Annotated in this window: 28 protein-coding genes; 24 read left to right on the plus strand and 4 right to left on the minus strand. The window is 28.8% G+C overall.

What is annotated here, in order from left to right; translation table 11 throughout:
- Complete coding sequence (locus KQI86_RS08680; RefSeq protein ID WP_216438879.1) at positions 1–393, plus strand: iron chaperone; 393 nt, start codon at positions 1–3, stop codon at positions 391–393.
- A gap of 248 nt (positions 394–641) precedes the next feature.
- Positions 642–1,217 carry a DUF6033 family protein gene (locus tag KQI86_RS08685; protein WP_216438880.1) on the plus strand — a complete coding sequence of 192 codons (576 nt, stop codon included), beginning with the start codon at positions 642–644 and terminating at the stop codon, positions 1,215–1,217.
- Between the two features lie 279 nt (positions 1,218–1,496).
- Here KQI86_RS08685 and KQI86_RS08690 read toward each other — a convergent pair whose 3' ends face one another.
- Entirely contained in the window at positions 1,497–1,826 is a 330-nt protein-coding gene (locus tag KQI86_RS08690; RefSeq protein ID WP_216438881.1) for a LysM peptidoglycan-binding domain-containing protein, read from the minus strand.
- A 409-nt stretch (positions 1,827–2,235) separates the two neighbouring features.
- Here KQI86_RS08690 and KQI86_RS08695 point away from each other — a divergent pair, with 409 nt between their 5' ends.
- The 17 genes from KQI86_RS08695 to KQI86_RS08775 all read left to right on the plus strand — a co-directional run bounded on the left by KQI86_RS08695 (position 2,236) and on the right by KQI86_RS08775 (position 13,856).
- Positions 2,236–2,913 carry an SMI1/KNR4 family protein gene (locus KQI86_RS08695; protein WP_216438882.1) on the plus strand — a complete coding sequence of 226 codons (678 nt, stop codon included), beginning with the start codon at positions 2,236–2,238 and terminating at the stop codon, positions 2,911–2,913.
- Between the two features lie 172 nt (positions 2,914–3,085).
- Positions 3,086–3,589: a hypothetical protein gene (locus tag KQI86_RS08700; protein ID WP_216438883.1), complete on the plus strand. Its 504-nt coding sequence runs from the start codon at positions 3,086–3,088 to the stop codon at positions 3,587–3,589.
- Positions 3,590–3,886: 297 nt separating this feature from the next.
- A complete protein-coding gene (locus KQI86_RS08705) occupies positions 3,887–4,315 on the plus strand; it encodes a GNAT family N-acetyltransferase (RefSeq protein ID WP_246582725.1) in 429 nt (142 codons plus the stop codon).
- A 53-nt stretch (positions 4,316–4,368) separates the two neighbouring features.
- Positions 4,369–4,518, plus strand: a complete 150-nt coding sequence (locus tag KQI86_RS08710; RefSeq protein ID WP_216438884.1) for a hypothetical protein — start codon at positions 4,369–4,371, stop codon at positions 4,516–4,518.
- 26 nt (positions 4,519–4,544) lie between these two features.
- The gene (locus KQI86_RS08715) at positions 4,545–4,811 is read left to right on the plus strand and encodes a hypothetical protein (RefSeq protein WP_216438885.1); all 267 of its coding nucleotides are present in this window, start codon (positions 4,545–4,547) and stop codon (positions 4,809–4,811) included.
- Positions 4,812–4,876: 65 nt separating this feature from the next.
- Complete coding sequence (locus tag KQI86_RS08720; protein WP_216438886.1) at positions 4,877–5,683, plus strand: MBL fold metallo-hydrolase; 807 nt, start codon at positions 4,877–4,879, stop codon at positions 5,681–5,683.
- A 110-nt stretch (positions 5,684–5,793) separates the two neighbouring features.
- On the plus strand, positions 5,794–6,507 hold the full coding sequence (locus tag KQI86_RS08725) for an epoxyqueuosine reductase (RefSeq protein WP_216438887.1): 714 nt from the start codon (positions 5,794–5,796) through the stop codon (positions 6,505–6,507).
- A 258-nt stretch (positions 6,508–6,765) separates the two neighbouring features.
- Positions 6,766–6,939, plus strand: a complete 174-nt coding sequence (locus tag KQI86_RS08730) for a hypothetical protein (protein ID WP_216438888.1) — start codon at positions 6,766–6,768, stop codon at positions 6,937–6,939.
- A gap of 343 nt (positions 6,940–7,282) precedes the next feature.
- Positions 7,283–7,456, plus strand: coding sequence for a hypothetical protein (locus KQI86_RS08735; protein ID WP_216438889.1), 174 nt, complete (start codon positions 7,283–7,285; stop codon positions 7,454–7,456).
- A 97-nt stretch (positions 7,457–7,553) separates the two neighbouring features.
- Positions 7,554–8,135 (plus strand): flavodoxin family protein, encoded by a 582-nt coding sequence (locus KQI86_RS08740; protein ID WP_216438890.1) that lies wholly within the window; start codon positions 7,554–7,556, stop codon positions 8,133–8,135.
- Between the two features lie 284 nt (positions 8,136–8,419).
- The gene (locus tag KQI86_RS08745; RefSeq protein ID WP_216438891.1) at positions 8,420–9,055 is read left to right on the plus strand and encodes a CatA-like O-acetyltransferase; all 636 of its coding nucleotides are present in this window, start codon (positions 8,420–8,422) and stop codon (positions 9,053–9,055) included.
- 463 nt (positions 9,056–9,518) lie between these two features.
- Positions 9,519–9,941, plus strand: a complete 423-nt coding sequence (locus KQI86_RS08750) for a VOC family protein (RefSeq protein ID WP_216438892.1) — start codon at positions 9,519–9,521, stop codon at positions 9,939–9,941.
- Between the two features lie 370 nt (positions 9,942–10,311).
- Positions 10,312–10,794, plus strand: coding sequence for an RNA polymerase sigma factor (locus KQI86_RS08755; protein WP_216439536.1), 483 nt, complete (start codon positions 10,312–10,314; stop codon positions 10,792–10,794).
- Positions 10,787–11,542 carry a hypothetical protein gene (locus KQI86_RS08760; RefSeq protein ID WP_216438893.1) on the plus strand — a complete coding sequence of 252 codons (756 nt, stop codon included), beginning with the start codon at positions 10,787–10,789 and terminating at the stop codon, positions 11,540–11,542. Before KQI86_RS08755 ends, KQI86_RS08760 begins: the two co-directional genes overlap by 8 nt.
- Positions 11,543–11,774: 232 nt before the next feature.
- The gene (locus KQI86_RS08765; RefSeq protein ID WP_216438894.1) at positions 11,775–12,248 is read left to right on the plus strand and encodes a hypothetical protein; all 474 of its coding nucleotides are present in this window, start codon (positions 11,775–11,777) and stop codon (positions 12,246–12,248) included.
- 200 nt (positions 12,249–12,448) lie between these two features.
- Positions 12,449–12,964: a VanZ family protein gene (locus tag KQI86_RS08770; protein WP_216438895.1), complete on the plus strand. Its 516-nt coding sequence runs from the start codon at positions 12,449–12,451 to the stop codon at positions 12,962–12,964.
- Positions 12,965–13,103: 139 nt separating this feature from the next.
- Positions 13,104–13,856, plus strand: coding sequence for a hypothetical protein (locus KQI86_RS08775; RefSeq protein WP_216438896.1), 753 nt, complete (start codon positions 13,104–13,106; stop codon positions 13,854–13,856).
- Between the two features lie 140 nt (positions 13,857–13,996).
- Here KQI86_RS08775 and KQI86_RS20160 read toward each other — a convergent pair whose 3' ends face one another.
- Entirely contained in the window at positions 13,997–14,227 is a 231-nt protein-coding gene (locus KQI86_RS20160) for a hypothetical protein (RefSeq protein ID WP_246582726.1), read from the minus strand.
- A 476-nt stretch (positions 14,228–14,703) separates the two neighbouring features.
- Here KQI86_RS20160 and KQI86_RS08785 point away from each other — a divergent pair, with 476 nt between their 5' ends.
- Positions 14,704–15,126 (plus strand): DUF6892 domain-containing protein, encoded by a 423-nt coding sequence (locus tag KQI86_RS08785; protein ID WP_216438897.1) that lies wholly within the window; start codon positions 14,704–14,706, stop codon positions 15,124–15,126.
- A 158-nt stretch (positions 15,127–15,284) separates the two neighbouring features.
- Positions 15,285–16,355: a helix-turn-helix domain-containing protein gene (locus KQI86_RS08790; RefSeq protein ID WP_216438898.1), complete on the plus strand. Its 1,071-nt coding sequence runs from the start codon at positions 15,285–15,287 to the stop codon at positions 16,353–16,355.
- An 87-nt stretch (positions 16,356–16,442) separates the two neighbouring features.
- Here KQI86_RS08790 and KQI86_RS08795 read toward each other — a convergent pair whose 3' ends face one another.
- Both KQI86_RS08795 and KQI86_RS08800 read right to left on the minus strand, forming a co-directional pair.
- The gene (locus KQI86_RS08795; protein ID WP_216438899.1) at positions 16,443–16,838 is read right to left on the minus strand and encodes a VOC family protein; all 396 of its coding nucleotides are present in this window, start codon (positions 16,836–16,838) and stop codon (positions 16,443–16,445) included.
- Positions 16,839–17,087: 249 nt separating this feature from the next.
- Entirely contained in the window at positions 17,088–17,591 is a 504-nt protein-coding gene (locus KQI86_RS08800) for a hypothetical protein (RefSeq protein WP_216438900.1), read from the minus strand.
- Between the two features lie 242 nt (positions 17,592–17,833).
- On the opposite strand from KQI86_RS08800, the gene KQI86_RS08805 reads away from it, so the two are divergent.
- From KQI86_RS08805 to KQI86_RS08815, 3 genes are all read left to right on the plus strand, one after another.
- Positions 17,834–19,087, plus strand: a complete 1,254-nt coding sequence (locus tag KQI86_RS08805; RefSeq protein WP_216438901.1) for a 4Fe-4S dicluster domain-containing protein — start codon at positions 17,834–17,836, stop codon at positions 19,085–19,087.
- Positions 19,088–19,257: 170 nt separating this feature from the next.
- Positions 19,258–19,824 (plus strand): RNA polymerase sigma factor, encoded by a 567-nt coding sequence (locus KQI86_RS08810; RefSeq protein ID WP_216438902.1) that lies wholly within the window; start codon positions 19,258–19,260, stop codon positions 19,822–19,824.
- Positions 19,821–20,867 (plus strand): DUF4179 domain-containing protein, encoded by a 1,047-nt coding sequence (locus KQI86_RS08815; protein WP_216438903.1) that lies wholly within the window; start codon positions 19,821–19,823, stop codon positions 20,865–20,867. Before KQI86_RS08810 ends, KQI86_RS08815 begins: the two co-directional genes overlap by 4 nt.
- The last annotated feature ends 60 nt before the right edge of the window (positions 20,868–20,927 follow it).

The raw sequence follows: 20,927 nt of genomic DNA on the forward strand, positions 1-20,927 counted from the left end.
ATGGAAGAAAATAAAAATATCTTCAAATCAATTGATGAATATATTTTGCAGTTTTCTCCTGAGATTCAGGAGAAGCTTCAAGCACTAAGAAAGGTTATAAAAGAGTCAGCGCCAGATGCAGAAGAAAAGATGAGCTGGCAAATGCCAACTTTCGTTTTGCACGGAAACCTAGTACACTTTGCTGTCCATAAAAAGCATATTGGATTTTATCCTGGTGCCAGCGGAATCGATGGATTCAAGCCTAAGTTATCTGAGTATAAAGGATCAAAAGGAGCCGTGCAATTTCCAATAGATAAGCCGTTGCCTTATGAACTGATAAGCGAGATAGTTAGATTCAGGGTTGCTGAAAATATAAAAAAAGCAGAAAGCAAAGCCCAAAAGAGGAAAAAGTAGCTTCTCATTGTTTATATTTAACGTCACAATAATAAAAGCAGAATAGCTTATTAAAACACTGTATTATTCAAAATTGAATTTTACGGTGAAAAAATTGCTTGAAAATCTTCTTTCATATATGGGTTATCTAGAATTAATTGGTTATACATGATAGAATTACTAGTAATAAAGTCGGAATGGTAATTAAATATGAACTAAAACTATTTAAAAGGTAGGATATATTTATGGAAATTATACCAGTGTATAGTATGGGTAATAAAAGGTCTGAAAATAGCATACAAAAATTTGCAAACCACAGCACTCAATTTAGTAATATACTTAATAAAGAAATTAGCGAGCAATCTACATATAGTATCCAAAATGAGCTTAGAAGTAAATATAATGCAAATCTGCATGTATGTTCCTTTGATTCTTATAATTATATGATGAATTCTACAGATAGTAATTCATTAAATAATGTAGTAATCTCAAATGAAACACTTGAAAAAATGGGGAAAGATGCAAAGTTTAAAGATAAAATTTGTAAAATTATTAATGATAATTGTAGTCCAGAAGCTCAGAAGGAATTAAGAAGCCTTTCTCCACCAGTTAAAAGTTCAGGTGTTGTTATATATCCTGATGGAACATATATCTGCTGGGTAGAGAGTGCTTATAGTAAAAATGATACAGATAAAGATAAAGTAGAGAATGGAACAGAAGATCTTTTTACAACTTCTTTTGATAGAATTGGGAAACAAATTAATAATCAATATATTAATTTTTCTAATGTTATTAACGGACAAGCAATGGGACATATCAAACGAAAAAAGAATCAAGAAGATTAGCTATATTCTAATTTTAATTGATAAATATTTTTGGTGTAGGGAATGTTTATTATGAAAAAAACTATAGTAATTGCAATTTCCGCTGTATCAGGCGATGGAAAAACAACTGTAATAAATGAATTAAAAAGAAGATTACCTTAAAGCCAAATTCAAATTTAATTGTCAATAGTAGTTTAAACGTTAATAATATTGTATCCTAAATTATGGAACAAATATTTAAATTTAAAAGAAAACAAATCAGTGTAAAAAGATGGAGCCGAGATTAACTCGGCTAAAATTTTATTCTAGTGATGGTGTTACAACCAACTGTTGATTAGGATAAATAATATATGGTGGGGTCAAGTAGTTAAACATAATTAGATTTCTAACAAAGGTCCCATATTTTCTAGCAATACTGTAAAGTGAATCTCCAGGTCTAACGGTATATATTATTGCCTCTGGAGGAGACCATGGAATGACGATTCTTTGTCCTGTATAAATACGGTTAGGATTAACTATGTTGGGGTTAAACTTTAATATATTTTCTATTGTGGTGATATGATTACGAGCGATATTATAGAGAGTATCACCAGGTTGTACTGTATAAATTGTTGTACCGAAATATGCCATTGGCATAAGCATCACACCTTTACTGTTTAATAATTTATAATATGCTAATTTATGTAAAATGGTTAATATTTCAAGGAGAAATGAATAAAGAGCGGATGTAATGATATGAGATAAATACAAAAATATTATTTCTGTTGAAAAGTGGGCAATTTACTAAAACACCGTATTATTCAAATCTGAATTTTATGGTGTTTTTGCGTTGCAATACAAATGAACTACAACATAAACATGATATTTAAAATATAAACAATGTTCTTTGAAAACTGAATAATACGATATTTACAAAATGTGTTATAATAAGGATAAATTTATATTGATTAAGTACTAATAATAAAAAGAGTAAATATTTAAAATGAAATTTCACATATTATTGTATTTTGAAGTATACATAATTTTTAGGAGGAATTAAGTGAAAGATAATACAAATTGCATTAGAGAAAACTGGAGTAAAATTATAAACGAATACAATAAATTGTTAAGGAGACGTTTCGTAATAAAGAAATATGATAATAATCTTAATAAAGGAGTAACAGATGAGCAAATAAAAGAAGCAGAACAAGTATTAGAATTTTCATTTCCAAGTGAATTAGCAGAACTGTACAAATGTAATAATGGAAATATTACTAATGGGGAGGAAAATGTTTATTTAGGTGCTATATTAGGATTACAATTTATATCACTAGAAGTACTTATATATACATGGAAAGAGTGGTGTAAATTTACCGATGAAAAAGCTCTAGATGAGTATTGTACATCAATTGATGAAGGTAAAATAAAATGTTTGTATGCTAATGATCATTGGATTCCATTTGCCTCTGATGGATGGGGAAATCACATTGGTATAGATTTAGATCCAGATATAAATGGAACTATAGGACAAGTTATAAATTTTGGAAGAGATGAAGATGATAAGATTGTTTTATCAAATAATCTAAATGAGTTTCTTGAGCTTATGATTAATATTATCAAAAGTAAAGATTTTAAATTGGTAAACAAAATAGGAGAAGAAGCAAAATTTTATCGTGGCAGTGGAGATAAAGGAATACATGCTATTGACTATTTAAAAGAGACATTAAAATATAAATAATGTTCTTTGAAAATTGAATAATGCGGTGTTAGGAAGTAAAATTATTTCGTATTTATTCCCAAATAAACCATGTATTAGTGTATAAATATGATATAATTACTATTAGTTAAGTAACAATAGTAGTACATTATGTAACAAAGATTATTTATATTTTGTCAGGAGGTTATGGATAATGGTATTAATTATTCAATGTATTATTATATGTGGACTATTTACTTTAATGGTGCTTCCACCACTATATAAAAATCCATTAAATTGCATAATGTCATATCCTACAGCGATTAGACAAAGAGTGGAAAGTTTGCCCCAATATCGGTCATCAATTAAAAAATACGAAACTAGACATATTACGATTAAACTATTGTTTGCATTATTATGTATTATTCTTATGGCAATAATCGCATGGGCCTCTGGTTCGAGAAGATTTATAGAAGCTTTTATACATATATTTATATTATTTTTTGTAGTTAATCTTTATGACTTATTTATATTAGATATATGGCTATTTTGTCATAACAAACGAGTAATTATTCCGGGCACTGAGGACATGGTAAAAGAGTATAAAAGTCCCGTTCATCATATTAAAGGTGCCATTATTGGTACATTAATTGGATTAATTGTAGCCACTGCATCAAGTGGAATAATTGCATTATTTAATTTTTTTGTTTATAAATAAAATGAGCATAATCTTTAGCAGATTTCTTAGCAATATTCTTATTTAACGCAACAACTTAAAAAACGAACAATTTATAAAAACACCGTATTATTCAAATCTGAATTTTACGGTGTTTTTACGTCGTAATACAAAAATATTACAACGTAAATATAATATAATTGCCATAAAAACTGAATAATACGTTATTAAGAAACTATATATAATTAATGAATATATTAGGGTATAATTGTAATATGGAATTTAATAGTAATATTATGTGCAGTAAAGATTATTTATATTTTGTGAGGTGTGAGGAAAATGGATTTTGGATATGAAATAACAATTCCAATGGAGGAAGAAGCTGAGTATATCGGAAATATGTTGCTGGAGTTCAACCTTCAATCAAAACCGCTTTCACAGGAAAAACCGTTTATCAGTATTAATAGATGCATAAAAGATGAAAACGGAAAGATTATTGGCGGAATCTTGGCATGTTTAGCATTATGGCACATTCTTAGTATTGACACATTATGGGTAAAAAAAGAATTTCGTAACCAGGGAGTTGCGAAACAATTATTGAGACTTGTGGAAACTGAGGCGAGAAATATGGGTTGCCATATTGTATATCTGAGTACATATGATTTCCAGGCGAAAGACTTTTATTTGAAAAATGGATATGAAATTTTCGGCGTATTAGAAGATTGCCCCAAAGAGCACAAGCTTTATCATTTATCCAAGAGATTATGAGCATAATCTATAAAGATTATTTATTTCAGTTTGTTATCTTGGGAGGTGTTGAAGTGGCGAAAAAGAACAAGAAAGATAAAAATATAGCACCTAGCCTAATTTGGTTATGCTTAGGATGTAGTGGTTATGTAATATATAAGAATTGGATTTTTTTAGCTGTGGGTCTGATATTAAGTGGAGTTTTATATGTTAGAAACAATTAGAATTAGTTTTTAGCGAGGGGATTATTTTGAGAAACAACGAAAAGTTTATTAAAAATTGGGAGAAATATAGAAAAAAAGGCAAAGCTAAATATATACTAACTAGTCTTATAGTACTTACTATAGGATATTGGTCAATGATTACAGTCCTTACAATAGCACAAGGGAAGGAACTTAATCAGATAACGAAATATTCACCTGTATTCATTGGTTTAATAACAGGAAATATAATCATGTTACCTATAAACTGGAACAGGAATGAAGAAAGATACCATAAATTATTACAAGATAAATAATACAAATTTTTATATTTAATATTGCACAATATTCTTATTAAGCATAAATAAAGGAGTAAAAAAGGGTGAAACTGAAAGTTTTAGTAGATAATAATACATACATTGACCAATATTATTGTGGCGAACCTGCTGTTTCGTATTATATTGAAGATGAGGATACTAGCTTACTATTGGATACAGGATATTCTGATTTATTTTTAAGAAACTCAACTGCATTAGGTGTAGATTTAGAAAATATAAGCACTATTGTTATTTCCCATGGCCACGATGACCACACAAGAGGATTAAAATACTACTTTGAACAAAATAATAAAAATAATATTTCTATTATTGCTCATCCAGATGCATTTAAAGAAAAATTTATAGACAATTTAAAAATTTGTTCTCCTATTTTAGAGGAAGAATTAAAAGAAAAATGCAATCTAATTCTTTCAAAAGAACCTAAAAAAGTTAGTAAACATATAACTTTTCTAGGAGAAATACCTCAAATAAACCACTTTGAAAATAGAAAACCTATTGGTAAACAAGTTGTTGGACAGACTTCTGTTGATGATTATGTAATAGATGATACAGCTCTTGCATATAAAAATGAAAATGGCATTTATATTATTACAGGATGCTCTCATAGTGGGATATGCAATATAATTGAATATGCAAAAGAGGTATGTAAAGATAATCGAGTATTAGGAGTTATAGGAGGATTTCATTTATTTGAAGTAACTGAACAGGTTAATAAAACTATCGATTATCTAAAACAGAACAATATAAAGGAATTATACCCTTGTCATTGTACTTCATTTGCTGTTAGAGCAGAAATACATAAAGCTTTGCATGTAAAAGAAGTTGGAGTGGGTTTAGAAATAAACTGGTAAATGTATAGGAAATGAACCTATATTATAGATATAGTAATACATAATATTCTTTTTAAGCGTCATAATTATTAAAGTTAAATAATTAATTATAGATGAAATGGGGGATAAAAGTGGATTGCTTAAGTGCAGAAATCAGAAAAAGGCTTATTGAAAAAGGTGCCTCAATGGTAGGATTTGCAGATTTAAAAGATATTCCAGAAAACCAAAGAGAGGGTTATAGATATGGAATCTCAATTGCAGTAGCACTGGATCCATCTATAATTTCTGGAATAGGGAGTGGACCAACAAAAGATTATTATGATGAATACATAAGGAAAAATAACCTTCTAGATGAACTTGATGAATATGCAGCGGAGATTATAAAATCCCATGGATTTAGAGCGTTACCTAAGATAAGGAAAAGCGTCACCACAGATGAAACGATTTTAAAAACTACTTTACCGCATAAAACAGTAGCAACTAGAGCAGGAATTGGATGGATTGGAAAGTGTGCGTTACTTGTTACAAAAGAGTTTGGTTCAGCTGTAAGGTTATCCAGTGTATTGACTGATGCAAAACTAGAGGTGGGTTTACCAACAAATGAATCAAAATGTGGGGCTTGCAATATGTGTAAAAATTTATGCCCAGCTAATGCTGTGTTAGGAGTTAATTGGAAGGTAAATATGGATAGAGATAATTATTTTCATGCTTTTAAGTGCAGAAATGAAGGGCGAAAAAGAAGTGATAAACTTGGAGTAGAGGAAAGAATTTGTGGAAGGTGCATATTAGCATGCCCATGGACACAGAAATATTTAAGGTTAGAAGAAAACAAAACTATTATTTAAAGTAATAACTGAAAAAGAGAACAAGCTGTAAAACACCGTGTTATTCAAACCTGAATTTTACGGTGTTTTAAAAATATTGTTTTTCTATGTAACTATTAAAATATATAGAATATATGGTGTAATTTTCATATTGATTAAATCACACTTGTAAGATGTTATGGACTGTAGCCTTGTGTTTAAATTATTGTGATAACTAATGTTAGTATACAATATAATTTAATAATTAGTATTAATTGAATTTTTGAGGGAGGAACAATAATGAATAAAGATTTAAAAAAACTTATATTTAAATCTATTGGCTTGGCTATGGGGGTCGCTACGCTTGTTCTAAATATAATAAAGACACTTGAAAGCAAAAGTGCTATAACTTTACTATCTATTGGTTTAATTTGTTTAGCAATTAGTGAACTTGAAAATAGGAAGGAAAGTTAGTACATAATATTTATATTTAACGAATCAACTATAAAAAACGAATAATTTACTAAAACACCGTATCATATAAATCTGAATTTTACGGTGTTTTTGCGTTGTAATATGAAAAATTTCCAAGGCAACGTTTGAATTTAAAAGTGCGAACAATGGATCTTTGAAAACTGAATATTGCGGTGCTTAAAAATAGAATTACAATTCATAAGTGTAATAATAGAGTGTTAAGAATATGGAAGATGTGCTACAATTTTTATATGTTAATAAGCAATTGTAAATAAATGTGCATTAAGGATTATTTATATTTGACAGAGGTGACAATATGATTAAAAAAAGCTGTTTTATAATTTTGGGCATAGCATTTGGACTATTAATTAAAACAGGAATTAAGAATGTTTTTCCTCAGGTTACAGGTACACCATACATTGCGTTGATGCTATTATCTTTAGGGTTAATTGTGATAGTATTAACGCTTGTTTTTAGACTATCTGACAAGATAAAAGAAAAAATCAAGTGCAAGTAAGATTATGAGCATTTAACGTAACAATTTACTAGATCACCGTATTATTCAAGTTAAAATAGTAAATTTTTATGAAGTATCTTTAGAATGGAGGTATAAAATGAAATATTGCATTCTTATGGGTAGCCCACGTAAAAATGGAAATACATCTAAGTTATTAAAGCCTTTTATTGAAGAACTTAATCTTCAACAAGTTCAGTATGATTTGATTTGGCTTTATGATAAACATATCAAACCTTGTACTGCTTGTCGGAATTGCCAAAAAGACTGGACAATCTTTGGATGTCGATATGACGATGACATGCAGGAAATTTTTGATAAAATATATGATTGTGATGTCATTATTTTAGCTACACCTATCTATTCATGGTACTGTACACCACCTATGAAATCATTATTGGATCGTTTGGTATACGGAATGAATAAGTATTATGGTAATGAAAAAGGCCCTTCTCTTTGGAATGGTAAAAAGTTAGCTATTATAACTACCTGTGGGTATAAACCACAAGAAGGAGCAGATTTATTTGAAGAAGGTATCAAACGATATTGTAAGCATTCCCAACTAAAATATATTGGAATGCTTGCTGAAAGAGACTTTGGATATAAATCTACCTTTATAACCAATGATAAAATTGAGCATTCCAGATTATTTGCCCTACAACTAATAAATGATAAAGTATAATATAACATGTTTCTTGCCTCATAGTTTTCTTAATTTAATGTCACAACCAAAAATTAATGATTTACTTGAACACCGTATTATTCAAACCTGAATTTTACGGTGTTTTTTGCGTCGTAATATGAATAAAAAGCGACGTAACCATTGAAATTTAAACAACGAATAATGTTCTTTGAAAATTGAATAATACGGTATTAATGATATAATAACTATTGTATAATTGTATTATTATGTGAGCTAGTTGTTTATTAAACTACTCGATAAATTAGAATTTGGAGGGTTATGCTATGAAATCATACAAAATAATAGACATGAAAGAATTTGATAGAGCAGACTATTTTCGATACTTTACGAGTGTAGGTACTACTATTGAATTTACAATAAAAATAGATGTAACAACTGCTGTGCAAAAGTGCAATCAAGAATCAATTAGTTTTCATGCGTACACACTGTTTAAAATTTATAAAGCAATGAATTCAATTCAAAATTTTCGATATGATATTCTTGATGGAAATGTTATTGAATGGGAAAAAATTATTCCAACATTCTCTAGCTTCAACAAAAAGAGTAAACTCTTTTTTACACTGTGTGAAGAACCGATAGAAAGTTATCTTGAATTTGATAAGCAATATAAAAATGTAACTGCAAAATATGCTGATTCAAACACAATTGTTCCTCAAATGGATTTACCACTCAATGTATTTAATATTTCTTGCATACCTTGGATGCATTTTGAACATTTTTCTTCCAATTCAAAAACACAGGAAAATCAAATTACCAAGATGATTACTCTTGGAAAATATGAAGAAATCAATTCAAAACTAGTGATGCCAATTACAATACAAATCTCACATGCAATTGCAGACGGTTATCATGTATCGATGTTTTTTAAAAACTTACAGGATGAAATGAATCAAAAATAGTGTTTCTATTTTATGCTGTATAATATCAGAGTGTAACAGTAAAATTAAGTTTCAGTATAAATATAACAAAATTAAAAATATTATTAAAATACCGTATTATTCAAAAGAATATGCGGTGTTTTTTATTTCGCAATTTAAATAAACTACAACATAAATATGATATTTAAAATATAAATAATGTTCTTTGAAAATTGAATCATACGGTGTGTTAAAACTATTGCTTTTCTATGTAGCTATTAAAATATATAGAAGATATGCTGTAATTTTCATATTAATTCAATCACGCTTGCAATATTTTATGAAAGAGTAAGTATGGCTAAATGTAATTAATGAAATGAAACCATAGATAGTTAAGAAGTTAGTCTATAAAATAATAGGATACTAAATTATGATATAATTACTATTAGTTAAGCCGAAATGGTAAAAAGGCTTTGTAATTTGCAAAGAAAGAAGGGTTAATAAAATGATACAATCTGTTGTACACATTGCTCTGGTTGTTAAAGATTATGATGAAGCCATTGAGTTTTACACAAAAAAACTTCATTTTACCTTAATTGAAGATACATATCAGCCAGAGCAAAATAAACGCTGGGTAGTAGTATCACCGCCAGGTTCCTCTGGAACTACAATATTACTTGCAAGAGCTTCAAAACCAAAACAAATGCCTTTTGTTGGTAATCAAGCAGGAGGAAGAGTTTTCTTATTCCTTGGGACAGATGACTTTTGGAAAGATTATAATGATATGATAGCAGAAGGAATTGAATTCGTTAGAGAACCAAAAGAACAATCATATGGTATTGTTGCAGTATTCAAAGATTTATATGGGAACTTATGGGATTTAATTCAATTTAAAGAGAGTCATCCAATGTTTCAACGAGTAAAATAACATAAACCTAAAGCAAACCTTATTACAGAATCTTCTTAATTTAACGTCACAACCAAAAATCAATGATTTACTTGAACGCCGTATTATTCAGAATTGAATTTTGCGGTGTTTTTACGTCGTATTTTAAATAATTTCTTAAGATACCGTACTATTCAGAAATGGATTTTATGGTATCTTTGCTTTACAATTGATTTACAAGATGCAGTTTACAGCTTTGTATTAAATTATTATAAAAATAAAGTTAGTTTTACATATTATAAAAAATTTAAATTTAAGTGAAAATAAAATGAACCTTTTGGTAAATATATGCATCTAATTAGTGTAAAGCAAAAAGTAGCGCTACAGTTTGCGAAGAAAGGTAGGAAGTCAATTGAATAAAGATGCATTTGTAGATAAAGTTCTTGAGGCTGAATCTACTTTATATCATGTATCAAAATCAATCTTGATTCATGATGAAGATTGTGAAGATGCAGTTCAGGGGGCAATTTTAAAAGCCTATAACAATTTAGGTACACTAAAAAAAGAACAATATTTTAAAACATGGTTGGTCAGAATACTCATAAATGAATGTTATAGTTTAAAACGTAAAGAACATCCAGAGGTATGTTATGAAGAATACTTTGAGTATGCCAAGGCCGATGATAAAGAGGATTATAGCGAATTATATTTGGCTATTCAGAAATTACCAGAGCGTATTCGTATTACAATTGTTCTTTATTATGTGGAAGGATATTCAGTAGAAGAAATTAAAGAAATTCTAAAAATACCCTCAGGAACTGTAAAAAGTAGATTGTCAAAAGGACGAAAATTATTAAAAGTAAAATTAGAAAATATGGAGGCAACTTATGGATAATTTTAATTGGAATAATACCTTTCCAGATACACCTAAAAGTTTCAAAAATAAGGTAAGTGCGACATTAAATAGCTTACCGGATCAAAAGGAGAATTATGAAATGAGAAATATGAAATCATTTAAGAAAAGAATTATTATTGGACTAGTAGCCGCTATGGTAATAGGAACAACTGTATTTGCTGCAGGAAAAGTGTTTGTTATAAATTCACATGGAAGCAATATACCAACTTATACTGCTATACCTACAGTAGAACAAGTAAAGGATGATTTGGGATTTAATCCTAAATTAGTTAAGGAATTTGATAATGGATATGCTTTTAAAGGTGGATATACTATAGATAATGAAGTTGTTTATGAGAATGGAAATTCTGTAGAAAAAACAAAATCCCTTAGCTTTGCCTATACAAAAGGTAAGGATGAAATAATGCTTTACATGGAAAATGGAAAGTTAGGTGATGAATCAGGGGAAGAAACTGTAGTTGATACTCATAACGGTATAGATTTATATTATTATTCATATGCTAACAAGCTTGTACCAGCGAATTATAAAATGACAGAACAAGATAAGCAGGATGAGTTGTCTGGTAAATATGTATTTAGCTATGGATCTGACAAGGAAAAAATCTCTGAAGTTCAAGGTTTAAATTGGATGCAAGATGGAATTAACTATACTTTCTCAGCAGTGGATTCTGATTTATCACAAGACGAATTAGTTAAAATGGCAAAACAAATTATAGATGCTAAATAAAAATAGTAGTAAAAGCCGTAATGACATTAAAAGTCATTATGGCTTTTGTGTAGTCAGCATGGACAACAATTTGGCGATGAAAATCCATTAAACATATGAACATTGTTCTTTGAAAACTGAGTAATAAGGGATTATAAAATAGAAACTTGCTATAGCAATATAGAAAATATGGTATAATTTTCTTATAAGGCAAATTCAATTAGTAAAATTATATGAGAATTTGGAGGATGAAATGAAAAAAGATAAAACCTTAATGATTTCTTTGACTTCTATAATATTATTTAATGTTTTCTTTATAATTATATTAATTTGTTATAACGATATTATAATTTTACCAATTAAGTTTATTAAGAATGTAACCAAAGAATATTATTATTGGTACATGGATAGACCTCCTATACCAAATGAATCAATTGTAATAGGAATAACTACGATTGTAAAAATGATGTTTTCATTAATCCTTTCATTAGAATTCTTCTATACAATATTTAATAAGAAATATGCAAATGTAATTGATAAAAAGAATATAGTAATATCTATAATTATTGGTTTTACTATTTATTGTTTAAGTTTTCTTTTTATAAAATACAAAGCTCAGCATTATAGATTATTTATGACTCTTATTTCAACGGAAATACTTTCTATGATGTTGCTAAATTTAGTTTTAAAAATTAAAAAAGAAAAGCTAACGTACAATATTAATTAAATTGTAAAAGTTGCGTTTATGATAGCCCTGTTTAATGGCTTAACTAAGAAAAACGAATAATTTCTTTAAATACCGTATTATTCAAATCTGAATTTTATGGTATTTTTTATGATGTAAAAACATTGTTAATCTATTCTTAAGAATAATTTACAACTATTTTAAGAAGATATTGATATTATTTTAATTGAGGTGATTTTAGAATGAAGAAAAAAACAATTAACATTCTGTTTACTGTAGGATTTGTATTTTATATTTTATTTCTACTGTGGAATATCCCTTTTAAATATGTATCTCCCCTAGAACTATTTAGTAAGAATAGGTATTATTCCAGAACACTTAATTTAATTCCTTTTTATGATGTTTTTAATGGAAAATTTAACAGGTTAGATATCTATGGTAATATAATTTTATTTATTCCATTAGGAATTTACATAAATATATTTGCAAAGGACTCAAAAATGTATAAAAATATCTGTAAAATCTTTGGAATAAGTTTAATATTTGAAGTTAGTCAATATGTATTTGGAATAGGTGCTAGTGATATAACGGATGTTATTACTAATACTATTGGAGGAATTATTGGCATAGGTATATACATGGCAATTAAAAAGATTTTTAAAGACTATACCAAGACAAAAAACTTTATTACTATTTGTAGTATTCTAGTTATGGTACCCGTTGCAATTATATTAGTACTCCTATTTACATATAATTGATGGACATACTCCTATGCAGTTCTAATGAAATTTATTAAAACGAAACTTTACTATGGAATAGCAGCTGCTTATGAAGCACACATATTGAAAAATACCTACATATATTAATTCTGGAACAAAAATAAAGAGGAGTTATAATATGTGGCATAACAGATATCTAATGGATATAATAAAAATGTTCTTACCACCTGGGGGCGAAATTATCCAGTTAGACAAACCCTTTGAAAAACCAGCGATGGGAATGGCGGATTTAGATGGAGATGGCATATTAGAACTAATAGGTGCTTATAAGTGGCAAGGTGAAAATTATATTATTGTACTAAAATGTTATAGTGGAGCTTGGCATGTAGCAGATACCATCAAAGGAAAGGGATATAACATAACTTATTTTAATGCTCTACCAATCACTAGTAAACACAAAAATAATTTAATAGTGGGTTGGCAGGTTGGAGCAATATGGTCAGATCTTAGTGTTTATGAGTGGACAGACATGGGATTAAAGGATTTAATCAGCGAAAATAAATACTATAGCAAAATAGAGATAAAAGATATTAGGAGTACAGAAGGAAAAGATGGAACATATGAAATAGCTCTATGGATTCATGATACGGGGGATGCTTATAAGGTAGAAGTATATAGATGGTCAGGGGATAAGTTTGTATTAGCATTACATGTATATCCCTATTACTTTAAAAAAGTAGCTAACTATTATAAAAACCTTTTAAAAGAAATGGATTCGCCAGTTTATTGGTATTATTTAGCGGATGCTCAAATAAAAACAGGTAATATTCAGGGAGCGTTGGAATCTATAAACAGGGGTTTAGACTCTAAATATCCTTATCCATCTAGAGAAGAGCTAATGAAGTTAAAAGCACAAATTTCTAAGTATTAAGAAATTTAAAATAGAGTCAGTACACTGAGAATTATGCCCAGTGCACTGACCCTTTATTTAATACTATAGAATATTTGGTTTTCTATAGAAATTTTACTACTCAACATTATAGTTTATCGATACAACTCAGTTTATTAGTTTTATCCAATAACTTTGCATAAAGGAATTCTAACTAAAACAAGCTCATCTCTTCTGTTGGTTTCAACGTTAAATACTAAAAATGCATTTCCGCCAAATACAAATGCACAAATAAGATTTACTTCTCTTTCAGGTGCTGGAGTTGGAATTTCATCTAGACATACTATTCGACAACGGCCGACTAGTGGTATTAATTCTGCTGCTAGAGCAGGTGATATTCTCATTGCAATCACTTCTTCTATTTCTTGGTATATTACATTTATTTCTATCTCAACAAGTAAGACAAAAACGTTGGGAGCTATTTCAGCAACGCATGTTGCTCCAATTGTGAAGGATCTGCCACAAGCCCTTGTATCATTAACATTTAGAGATTCTAATGTAGGCAGTATTCATCCCTAACTTCTATATTAGAGATAGGAAACATGTCCATATCTCTAATATAAAATATTCTATATTGAGAGAAAAGGTTACTACTCTTCATACAAAAATGAGATCCTTTTATGAAGGAATAAGACATTGTAATGCAGTTACTTAGAGAAATCACATTTAGCTAAGGATTTAGGCTATAAAATAATAGGAAACTAAATAATTTTCTTTAAAACTAGACAATACAGTGTTAAGAAATTATATATAATTAATGGATATATTGCTGTATAATTGTAATGTATTAAGGCGTAAAAATTATTTGCAAAATAGAGAGGTGTTAGAAATGGATAAATACATAGATAAAATGGGTCTCTTTGAAGACTTTAATTTTAAATTGGTAGTAATTGAAGCTTTACTAGATGAGGAGCCTACTTTTCAAGATAAGCTGGAAACATTGATTGAAAAGCATTCAGAAAACTACGAATGGTATACAGATGCGGAACCTATAAAGGAGCTGCTACAATTTTTTTCTGAATTATGCATTGAACAAAAAGATTTGGACAAGATTACAGAATTGTGTTTTGATGGCGGTAATGAAATCTACCACTATATAAAGCCCGATTGGGATGGAGAAGATTCTTTCTTTGATATTCAATCAGTTAGGGGATTTGAACATTTAAAAAATTTAAAATCTATAGTTTATATCAGTATGGCAGATGAAGAAATTTTAGAACCTATGAAAGAACAAGGGATTACTATTGAGTAGAGATATTTGGCATATTATAAAAACACCGTATTATTCAAAATTGAATATAATTCAATTTATATTGACTTTCTTGTGAATCAACCTCTATTGTGCAACCTTTAATGTAAGTCTATAATTAAACCATCAAAAGCTTTTGGATTTAATAAAATGGAGGCAGTATGAGTAATTTAATTATTGGAGATACAATATTAAGACTTAGAAAACAAAAAGGTATTACACAAGAACAGTTATCAAATATGGTCGGAGTTTCTGCAGGTGCTGTTTGCAAATGGGAAACTGGAAACTCTGTTCCAGATATTGCTTTACTTGCACCTTTGGCACGTGCTTTAAATGTTTCTTTAGATGAACTATTGTCATTTAGCTCAAAACTATCGGAGATTGAAGTGCTTGACATTAAGAAAAAGCTAAGAGAAGTTTTTATTCAAAAAGGATATGAAGCAGGAGAAAAACAATGTAAAGGTTTTTTGAATGAGTATCCTAATAGTGTTCATCTTAAATTAGTAGTTGGTGAACTTATATCAATGTATTCTATGATGTTAGCACAGGAGTCGGAAGAACTTTACAAGTTAAGAATGAACTATGCACTAAAATTATTGGACCAAGTTGTAGTAAGTAAAGAAATAGATTATGTGTCACAGGCATTATTCTTTATTGCAAGTATACAAATGATGCTAGAAAATTACGACGAAAGTGAAGAAGCATTAAAAGAACTTTCAACCACATTTATAGATCCTATGACAATTTATCCAATTCTTCTACAACGTCAAGGAAAAAATCATGATGCCAAAGTACTTTGCGAAAAAATGCTTTTATCACATTTAAACCAAAGTACCGCAATGCTTGCTACCGTAGCGAATATATATATTGGCTCAGAAAATTATGAAAATGCAGAAATGTATATAGAAGCTATTCGCAAAATTCAAAGGTTATTTAATATTGGATTACATTCAGGTGATTACAGCCTTTGTAGGTTATATATTAAAAAGCAACAATTAGAGCTAGCCGCAAAATATTTTAAGATTCATGTTGAAGGTTTAATTTCAACTGCATATGATTATAGTGATAACGAATTCTTTAAAGATGTTCTGTTGGAAGCAGATATACAAGGTCAAAAATTAGCAAGAAGAAAAATGTACCAATCTTATATGTATGATTCCACTTTGAAAATTTTAGAGGGGTTGCAAGATTATGATGAAGCTATTGAGATACTGAAAACGGCTCTTTTATAATCATGTTATAAAACACCGTATTATTCAAAACTGAATTCTACGGTGTTTTTATGTAATCTTTTAAATTATATATATATTAGAAGTTATTTAATTTGCAGAATAATTTAATCCCCATGTATTACCGTAAAGATCAGTTACTACTGCATGGTAAGCACCCCAAAAAGTTTTTTGTAATTCAAATTGTACTGAACCATTTTTGCTTAGTGCTGAGTATAATCTGTTTATTTCTTCTTCGTTTTCTAATTCAAGTACTAAGCTGCCGTTTTGTCTTTTGTGATTATCGCCTAATATATCTACTAGATACATTATGCAATCATCATTAATATGTAATTCGGAATGTATAATTTTACCTTCAAGGCCTTTGAACATTGGCTTTCCATCAGCTAATTGAACATTTTTTATTTCTCCACCAAACACTTCTTTATAAAATTCTAATGCATCCTTGCAGTTTTCAATGAAAATTTCAGGAATAATTCTTTTCATATAAACGTCTCTCCTCTTATTAATATATTTTGCATCGTTTTAATCATTACGAGAACTTTTAATTTCAGATCAATAGCAGTAATTAAAAGTTCTAGAGTTATGGCATATTATTATAGGATTATGTAGTAGTAAATATATTATACAGCAACAAATTAAAGTATAAAATTAGAAATATATGCCAATAAGAGGGATCAATAATATTACTTGACAAAAAATATTAAAATTTATATATAATACATACATTCAATATTATAGCTTATTCAATTTTAAATTTGTTATTTCAATTCCATCCATAGTTATAATAACTTTTTCTAAAGCGCCATTAATAGAATTATCAAAGTCATAAGCAATAAATGGAGCATTAAGAGTATTACCTTCAGATACTTCTTGGCCAGATATTAACATTAAGTTTACGGAAAAACTGTCACCATTTTTTCTAATACATTTTAATTTATACTCTGCACCTTTTCTGTAAAAATCATAATTAAGGTCAACTTCACCTAATATAAGAGCATCTAGATTATCTTTCATTTCACTATGTTCGTTATAAATAATTATTGATGAGGGCTTAGCCTTTAAAAATTCATCATAGTCAGTAAATCTAGAAATCTTAATATTAGCTATCTCATTAGTTCCTGAATAACTTATTTTACTGTTAATTTTTATAGAACTACAATAAATATAAATTATTCCCACAAGAGCAATAACAACTACTGATAAAATTAAATTTTTTTTATTTTTTATATTCTTCATATCAATTTCAACCTCATTTAGAATAAAAGATCAAATCCTTTTTATATTTTAAATCATATTACATTTATAAAGAATTTTACCATATATTAGAATATTTTTCAATTTCATATATAGTATAGGTATATAAAAGCAGCCTAGTTAAAATCAGACTGCTTTTATGTATAAAATCATAATATTAGGAAAACATTTACAGATGAGAAGTGTATAGTATACTAATAAAATTATAATCAGGCGGTGAGTAAATGTCTCATATAGTTGGAAAAGAAGCTTATAAAAGCTTAGAAGAAAGATTAAATAGATTCCCTCAGGGAGCTCCTCCATCTAAAACCCTTTATAAAATACTTCAGGTATTGTTTAGTGAAAAGGAAGCAGTTCTTGTTGCACAATTACCTATAAGACCTTTTACAGTTAAAACAGCAAGTAAAGTGTGGAATATGGACGAGGTTTCAGCAAGAAAAATACTAGACGAACTTGCAAGTAGAGCAATATTATTAGATGTAGATAATAAAGGCACTAAAGAATATGTACTACCTCCACCAATGGCTGGTTTTTTCGAATTTTCTTTAATGAGAATTAGTGGAGATATTGATCAAAAGGTTTTAGCTGAGTTGTTTCATAAATATCTAAATGATGAAGAAGATTTTATAAAAGAATTATTCTTTAGCACAGAAACAAAATTAGGAAGAGTGTTTGTACAAGAAAAGGTATTATCTAAGGATAACGAGATTCATATTTTAGATTTCGAAAGAGCCAGTCATATAATTAAAACTTCAAGCCATATAGGTGTTAGCACTTGTTATTGTCGTCATAAAATGGAACACATGGGAAAAGCCTGCGATGCTCCTATGGATATATGCATGACTTTCAACAATGTGGCAGATTCTTTAATTAGACACGGTTATGCGCGAAGGGTGGATGTATCAGAGTGTCTTGAACTTTTACATGAGGCCTATGAAAATAACTTGGTTCAATGCGGGGAGAATGTGAAAAAAGGTGTAACTTTCATATGCAACTGCTGTGGATGTTGTTGTGAAGCACTGATGGCAGCACGTAAATTTGGAATGCTAAATCCAGTAAATACTACAAGCTATATTCCAAGAATTGTAGAGGAAAGTTGTGTCAGTTGTGGTAAGTGCATAAAGGCTTGTCCTATCGAAGCTATTGAAATGAATGAAAAGAAAGTTAAAATAAATAAAGACATATGTTTAGGATGCGGAGTTTGTGTAAGATCCTGTGCCTTTAACAGTATTTTATTAGAAAGGCGAAAAGAAAGTATAATTACTCCAGTTAATTCTGTACATAGAATTGTAATGATGGCCATAGAAAAGGGTATGCTTCAAAATTTAATTTTTGATAATCATGCACTAGGTAGCCATAGGGCTATGGCCGCGGTTTTATCTTCAATATTAAAACTGCCACCGATAAAGAGAGCCATGGCGAGCAAACAGATGAAGTCTATTTATTTAGAAAAAGCAATAGAAAAGTTAGATATTTAGAAGTTGTAGTAAAATATCTAATATAAAATATCTTATATTATAATGAATAAGGATACTTAAATATAAGTAACCTTATTCATTATATTTTTTATGCAACTATTTCCACATTTCCAAGGTCTAATAGATATAACCAAAAAATATGCGCATATGAGATTACAGGAGGTAATTTAATGGAATTACTTATAAAAAAAGCACAAAAGGGCGATAAGGAAGCCTTTATTCAAGCAATTGATGAGTATATGATCCAAATGTATAAAGTTGCAAAAAGTAGACTTAATTCCGATGATGATATTGGAGATGCCATGCAGGATACCATATTATCAGCGTACAGAAGTTTGAAAACATTGAAGGAGCCTCGTTATTTTAAAACTTGGATTATTAAGATACTTATTAATAAATGTAATAACATCATGTCTAAAAGTAAACATATAGTTTATGTAGATGATTATAGCAAGGTTTCTAGAGATACAGATATGAGTGTTTATGATAGTGATGTTGAAGAAGAATTAGATTTTACAGAAACCTTAAAAATATTAAATGAGGATTATAGAACAGTTATTGTCCTCTATTATGTGAATGGATTTACTTCTAAAGAAATAAGTGAAATATTGGAGGAGAAAGAAGGTACCATTAAATCAAGGCTTAGTAGAGCAAGGCAACAATTAAAAGAACATTATATGACCAATAATTTGCTTGATAATTCTTTGAAATTAAATTTAGGAGGTCATGTGAGATGAATATAGATTTTGATAAAACAATAGAAAAAGAACTGCAAAAGGATATTGAAATACCTAACATTGTATTAGAAAAAACCAATAGGGCTTTTGAAGATATAAGAAATTCTAAGGATGAGGGAGGTAATAAAGGCCAAACCATTAGAAAACCGTTAATTGCTTCAATTGCAACAATATGTTTATTTAGTTTAATTGCCTTTAGTAAACCAACTCTTGCTGCCATAAGGTGGTTTTTTAGAGATGTGGGAATTCGAAAAGCCGTTGATAATGGGTATGTTCAACCTATTATTGATAATGTTGTAAAAGATAATGGTGTATCAATTAAGATAGATGATGTAATGGTGGATAAGACAAAAGCAGCAATCTCATTTACATTAAATTTTGATGATGCTACTGTATTAAAGAATGCTGATAAATTAAATCTAGATATGGTTGTAACAGACGAAACAGGTAGGACTATAATGGAGGATGGTAACGCAGAGTCATTGGTCGGGGGATTGGATAGTGAGACTTATATGTCCAATAAAGATAATGGAGAAATAAAGTACACACTTACCCTATATTCACCAGAAGGAAAGATGATAGATATTAATTCCTTAAAGTTAAATGTAAAATCCATAAATTTATATAATCAATTAATAGATAGATATTATAAAAAGATTAATGGTAATTGGAGTTATTCAATTAAACTAGATAGTAAATTTAAAAACACAGAAACTATAAAGTATATTGCTGAAAGTAAAAACGAAACCATTGACATAGTTTCTGCTGAGATGCTTCCTACTGGATTGTTTGTAAAGTTTATTGTAAATACACCTGTGGATGAAAGTATAATCAATAAGGTAACTATTGTGGATGAAAAAGGCAATACATTCCAATCTTCGAGCATAGCTAATATGTCTTATACATCTGATAGAAAAGACCTGATTTCCATGACCTTCAGTATAACTTCATTTGACAATGCAGATAGACTTCAAATGGTTGTTAAAGATATTAATGGAGAGGATATAAAGTTAAACTTAGTTAAAGTAGCAGAAAATAAATAAATATAAAAGCATTTTAAGAGACTGTCTAAAATTATTGTAGACAGTCTCTTATGTTAAGTT

Source organism: Clostridium mobile (assembly GCF_018918285.1).
Lineage (GTDB): Bacteria > Bacillota > Clostridia > Clostridiales > Clostridiaceae > Clostridium_AW > Clostridium_AW mobile.

Bases quoted from the DNA above. Each gene is read 5' to 3' on its own strand.
- KQI86_RS08680 (WP_216438879.1), top strand. From the start codon at position 1: ATGGAAGAAAATAAAAATATCTTCAAATCAATTGATGAATATATTTTG.
- KQI86_RS08685 (WP_216438880.1), top strand. From the start codon at position 642: ATGGGTAATAAAAGGTCTGAAAATAGCATACAAAAATTTGCAAACCAC.
- KQI86_RS08690 (WP_216438881.1), bottom strand. From the start codon at position 1,826: ATGGCATATTTCGGTACAACAATTTATACAGTACAACCTGGTGATACT.
- KQI86_RS08700 (WP_216438883.1), top strand. From the start codon at position 3,086: ATGGTATTAATTATTCAATGTATTATTATATGTGGACTATTTACTTTA.
- KQI86_RS08705 (WP_246582725.1), top strand. From the start codon at position 3,887: ATGGATTTTGGATATGAAATAACAATTCCAATGGAGGAAGAAGCTGAG.
- KQI86_RS08730 (WP_216438888.1), top strand. From the start codon at position 6,766: ATGAATAAAGATTTAAAAAAACTTATATTTAAATCTATTGGCTTGGCT.
- KQI86_RS08740 (WP_216438890.1), top strand. From the start codon at position 7,554: ATGAAATATTGCATTCTTATGGGTAGCCCACGTAAAAATGGAAATACA.
- KQI86_RS08745 (WP_216438891.1), top strand. From the start codon at position 8,420: ATGAAATCATACAAAATAATAGACATGAAAGAATTTGATAGAGCAGAC.
- KQI86_RS08750 (WP_216438892.1), top strand. From the start codon at position 9,519: ATGATACAATCTGTTGTACACATTGCTCTGGTTGTTAAAGATTATGAT.
- KQI86_RS08760 (WP_216438893.1), top strand. From the start codon at position 10,787: ATGGATAATTTTAATTGGAATAATACCTTTCCAGATACACCTAAAAGT.
- KQI86_RS08765 (WP_216438894.1), top strand. From the start codon at position 11,775: ATGAAAAAAGATAAAACCTTAATGATTTCTTTGACTTCTATAATATTA.
- KQI86_RS08770 (WP_216438895.1), top strand. From the start codon at position 12,449: ATGAAGAAAAAAACAATTAACATTCTGTTTACTGTAGGATTTGTATTT.
- KQI86_RS08775 (WP_216438896.1), top strand. From the start codon at position 13,104: ATGTGGCATAACAGATATCTAATGGATATAATAAAAATGTTCTTACCA.
- KQI86_RS08785 (WP_216438897.1), top strand. From the start codon at position 14,704: ATGGATAAATACATAGATAAAATGGGTCTCTTTGAAGACTTTAATTTT.
- KQI86_RS08790 (WP_216438898.1), top strand. From the start codon at position 15,285: ATGAGTAATTTAATTATTGGAGATACAATATTAAGACTTAGAAAACAA.
- KQI86_RS08795 (WP_216438899.1), bottom strand. From the start codon at position 16,838: ATGAAAAGAATTATTCCTGAAATTTTCATTGAAAACTGCAAGGATGCA.
- KQI86_RS08800 (WP_216438900.1), bottom strand. From the start codon at position 17,591: ATGAAGAATATAAAAAATAAAAAAAATTTAATTTTATCAGTAGTTGTT.
- KQI86_RS08805 (WP_216438901.1), top strand. From the start codon at position 17,834: ATGTCTCATATAGTTGGAAAAGAAGCTTATAAAAGCTTAGAAGAAAGA.
- KQI86_RS08810 (WP_216438902.1), top strand. From the start codon at position 19,258: ATGGAATTACTTATAAAAAAAGCACAAAAGGGCGATAAGGAAGCCTTT.
- KQI86_RS08815 (WP_216438903.1), top strand. From the start codon at position 19,821: ATGAATATAGATTTTGATAAAACAATAGAAAAAGAACTGCAAAAGGAT.